This is a genomic window from Burkholderia sp. Ax-1720, assembly GCF_011753035.1.
Lineage (GTDB): Bacteria > Pseudomonadota > Gammaproteobacteria > Burkholderiales > Burkholderiaceae > Burkholderia > Burkholderia gladioli.
Window position 1 is genome coordinate 1 of sequence record NZ_VWWK01000305.1, and the last position, 4,522, is coordinate 4,522.

At 69.1% G+C, this 4,522-nt stretch carries 3 protein-coding genes; all 3 read left to right on the forward strand.

All coding sequences use genetic code 11. The annotated features are described in order from the left end of the window. Positions 1–210: 210 nt before the first annotated feature. The gene (gene leuS, locus F3J18_RS35690) at positions 211–2,805 is read left to right on the forward strand and encodes a leucine--tRNA ligase (protein WP_166916814.1); all 2,595 of its coding nucleotides are present in this window, start codon (positions 211–213) and stop codon (positions 2,803–2,805) included. 26 nt (positions 2,806–2,831) lie between these two features. Beyond that, entirely contained in the window at positions 2,832–3,383 is a 552-nt protein-coding gene (gene lptE, locus F3J18_RS35695) for an LPS assembly lipoprotein LptE (RefSeq protein WP_166916816.1), read from the forward strand. A gap of 53 nt (positions 3,384–3,436) precedes the next feature. Continuing rightward, positions 3,437–4,522: DNA polymerase III subunit delta (gene holA, locus F3J18_RS35700; RefSeq protein WP_166916818.1), on the forward strand; the 1,086-nt coding region annotated here is incomplete at its 3' end.

Below are 4,522 nucleotides of genomic sequence, written 5' to 3' on the forward strand. Positions count from 1 at the left end.
AGCCGCCCGGCGAGGCGCCTTCGCCAGGCCCGCGCCCGCGCCGGCTGCCCCGGCCGACGGGCGTCGCCGCCCCAAGCCGCGCGCGATGGCCTGAGGGGCCTGAGCGGGCGGTATAATCGACCCTTTCCCCGCGATCCGGGGAGTGCGACTTTCGATCCACTCCAGCCTGCGCGCGCGTCGCGCGTGCCGACAGCCTAGCCGAACCACACCATGCAAGAACGATACGTACCCGCCGACGTCGAAGCCGCCGTCCAGCGCGATTGGCGCGATACCGACGCCTACCTGACGAAGGAAGATTCGCAAAAGCCGAAGTTCTTTTGCGTGTCGATGCTGCCTTACCCGTCCGGCAAGCTGCACATGGGTCACGTACGCAACTACACGATCAACGACGTGATGTACCGCTATCTGCGGATGAACGGCTACAACACGCTGATGCCGATGGGCTGGGACGCGTTCGGCATGCCGGCCGAGAACGCCGCGATGGCCAACGGCGTGCCGCCCGCGAAGTGGACCTACGACAACATCGCCTACATGAAGGGCCAGATGCAGTCGATGGGCCTGGCGATCGACTGGTCGCGCGAGATCGCCACCTGCAAGCCCGACTACTACAAGTGGAACCAGTGGCTGTTCCTGAAGATGCTCGAGAAGGGCATCGCCTACAAGAAGACGGGCACCGTCAACTGGGATCCGGTCGACCAGACCGTGCTGGCCAACGAGCAGGTGATCGACGGGCGCGGCTGGCGTTCGGGCGCGCTGATCGAGAAGCGCGAGATCCCGATGTACTACCTGCGCATCACGCAGTACGCCGACGAACTGCTCGACGACCTCGACGGCCTGGGCTGGCCCGAGCGCGTCAAGATCATGCAGCAGAACTGGATCGGCAAGAGCTTCGGCGTGAACTTCGGCTTCCCGTATGAACTCGACGGCGAGCAGAAGCTGCTGCGCGTGTTCACCACGCGCGCCGACACCATCATGGGCGTGACCTTCTGCGCGGTGGCGGCCGAGCATCCGCTCGCCACGCGCCTGGCCGAGGGCCGTCCCGAGCTGCTCGCCTTCATCGAGGAGTGCAAGCAGGGCGGCGTGGCCGAGGCCGACATGGCCACCATGGAGAAGAAGGGCGTGGCCACCGGCTTCTCGGTCAAGCATCCGCTCACCGGCGAGCCGGTGCCGGTGTGGATCGGCAACTACGTGCTGATGAGCTACGGCGAGGGCGCCGTGATGGGCGTGCCGGCGCACGACGAGCGCGATTTCGCGTTCGCCAACAAGTACGGCCTGCCGATGCAGCAGGTGATCGCCGTCGAGGGCGAGACCTGGTCGCGCGAGGCCTGGCAGGAGTGGTACGGCGACAAGCTCAAGGGCGTCAACGTCAACAGCGGCAAGTACGACGGCCTGGGCCACGAGGCGGCGGTCGACGCCGTGTCGGCCGACCTGAACGCGGGCGGCTTCGGCGACAAGCAGGTCACCTGGCGCCTGCGCGACTGGGGCGTGTCGCGCCAGCGCTACTGGGGCACGCCGATCCCGATCATCCACTGCCCGTCCTGCGGCGACGTGCCGGTGCCCGAGGCGGACCTGCCGGTGGTGCTGCCCGAGGACCTGGTGCCGGACGGCACCGGCAACCCGCTGGCGAAATCCGAGGCCTTCCTGAACTGCAGCTGTCCGAAGTGCGGCGCGCCGGCCAGGCGCGAGACCGACACCATGGACACCTTCGTCGACTCGTCCTGGTACTTCTCGCGCTACACGGCGCCCGACGCGACGACCATGGTCGACGCGCGCACCGATCACTGGATGCCGATGGACCAGTACATCGGCGGCATCGAGCACGCGATCCTGCACCTGCTGTACTCGCGCTTCTGGACCAAGGTGATGCGCGACCTGGGCCTGGTGAAGTTCGGCGAGCCGGCCAGGAACCTGCTCACGCAGGGCATGGTGCTCAACGAAACCTTCTACCGCGAGGACGCGAACGGCAAGAAGAGCTGGTTCAACCCGGCCGACGTGACCGTCACGCACGACGACAAGGGCCGCCCGGTCGGCGCGGTGCTCAACGGCGACGGCCAGCCGGTGGTGCTGGGCGGCATCGAGAAGATGTCGAAATCGAAGAACAACGGCGTCGATCCGCAGTTGCTGATCGACCAGCACGGCGCGGACACGGCCCGGCTGTTCACCATGTTCGCGGCGCCGCCCGAGCAGCAGCTCGAGTGGTCGGGCGCGGGCGTGGAAGGCGCGAGCCGCTTCCTGCGCCGCGTCTGGGCCTTCGCCTCGGCCAATCGCGAGGCGCTGGTGACGCGCGATGCGCTCGACGCCGCCGCGCTCGACGAGACCGCCAAGGCGCTGCGCCGCGAGATCCACGCCGTGCTGAAGCAGGCCGATTTCGACTACCAGCGCCTGCAGTACAACACCGTGGTGTCGGCCGCGATGAAGATGCTCAACGCGATCGAGGGCGCCAAGAGCGCGCCGGGCGCGGTGCTGCGCGAGACCTACGGGATCCTGCTGCGCGTGCTGTACCCGGTGGTGCCGCACCTGACCTTCGCGCTGTGGCAGGAACTCGCCTATGCCGACGAATTCGGCCCGCTGCTCGACGCGCCCTGGCCGAAGGTCGACGAGGCCGCGCTGGAGCAGGCCGAGATCGAGCTGGTGCTGCAGATCAACGGCAAGGTGCGCGGCGCGGTCAAGGTCGCGAAGGACGCCAGCCGCGAGGTGATCGAGGCGGCCGCGCTCGCCGACGAGGCATTCGCGAAGTTCGGCGAGGGCAAGCCGGCGAAGAAGGTGATCGTCGTGCCGGGCCGTCTCGTCAACGTGGTGGTCTGACGCGCAGTACGAACCAAGGAGCGAAGGTGATCCGCAGATCGTTTTTGATGGCCGTGGGCAGCGCGGCGCTGCTGTCCGCATGCGGCTTCCAGCTGCGCGGCACGCAGGACTACGCGTTCAAGCACCTGCTGATCGTGGGCGCGCAGCCGGCGGTGGCCGCGCGCCTGACGCGGATGGTCGAGGGCGGCAGCGATACCAAGGTGGTCAAGGCCCAGGCCGATGCCGACGCGATCCTGCGCGTGTCCGAGGCGCGCGGCACCGGCACGCTGACGCTGGACGAGTTCGGCACGGTCGAGGAATACCAGCTCAACTATTCGCTGAGCTACACGCTGACCACCAAGGACGGCGCCCTGCTGATCGCGCCGAGCGTGATCTCGCTGAACCGCGCCATGACCTACAACGCGCAGTTCGTGCAGGCCAAGGCGCAGGAAAGCGACATCCTGTTCGCGGACATGCAGAACGATGCCGTCGACCAGCTCACGCGCCGCCTGTCGGTGGTGCACACGCTGACGCCCAGGCCGGGCGAGGTGGCGCCGGGCATCGCGCCGCGCGCGCCGCTGCCGCCGCCGCCGCTGTGATGCGCGGCGGCTTGTCCGAATCCGTTTTCTCCGACTGCTGAGCGTTCGAATCGATGCAATTGCGACTTGAGGCGCTGGAGCCGCACCTGGCGAAGGGGCTCGCCGGCCTCTACACCGTCTACGGCGACGAACCGCTGCTGGCCCAGGAGGCCTGCGACCGGATTCGTGCCGCCGCGCGCGCGGCCGGTTTCACCGAGCGTTCGGTGTTCACGGTCGAGCGCAGCTTCGACTGGAGCTCGCTGCTGGGCGCGAGCCAGGCGATGTCGCTGTTCGGCGAGCGCCAGCTGATCGAGTTGCGGATTCCCTCGGGCAAGCCGGGCAAGGAAGGCGCCGACGCGCTGAAGACGCTGGCCGGCGCGGGCAATCCCGAGGTGCTGATGCTGGTCACGCTGCCGCGGCTCGATGCCGCCACGCAGAAGTCGGCCTGGTTCACCGCGCTGGGCAACGGCGGCGTCGCGCTGAAGATCGACCCGGTCGATCGCGCGCAACTGCCGAACTGGATCGGCCAGCGGCTCGCCGCGCAGGGCCAGCGCGTGGCCGCCGGCGACGATGGCCGGCGCGCGCTGCAGTTCATCGCCGAGCGCGTCGAGGGCAACCTGCTGGCCGCGCACCAGGAGATCCAGAAGCTCGGGCTGCTCTATCCGTCCGGCACGCTGGCCTTCGAGCAGGTGCAGGATGCCGTGCTCAACGTGGCGCGCTACGACGTCTTCAAGCTCAACGAGGCGATGCTGGCCGGCGACGCGGGCCGGCTGGCGCGCATGATCGACGGGCTGAAGGGCGAGGGCGAGGCGCTGGTGCTGGTGCTGTGGGCCGTGGTCGAGGAATTGCGCACGCTGCTGCGCATCAAGCGCGGGATCGAGGCCGGCAAGCCGCTCGCCGTGCTGGTGCGCGAGAACCGCGTCTGGGGGCCGCGCGAGCGTTTGATCGGGCCGGCCTTGTCGCGCGTCACGGAGCCGGTGCTCGAAAAGGCGCTGGCGCTGGCCGCCAGGCTGGACCGCCAGGTCAAGGGCCTGTCCGGCGCCACGCCGGGCCTGCCGCGCGCCGACGAGCCGCCGCCCGATCCCTGGGACGGGCTGTTCCAGCTCGCCATGACGGTCGCCGGCGCGCAGGGCGCGTCGCGCTCGCCGGCCGGCCCGCGC

Bases quoted from the DNA above. Each gene is read 5' to 3' on its own strand.
- leuS (WP_166916814.1), top strand. From the start codon at position 211: ATGCAAGAACGATACGTACCCGCCGACGTCGAAGCCGCCGTCCAGCGC.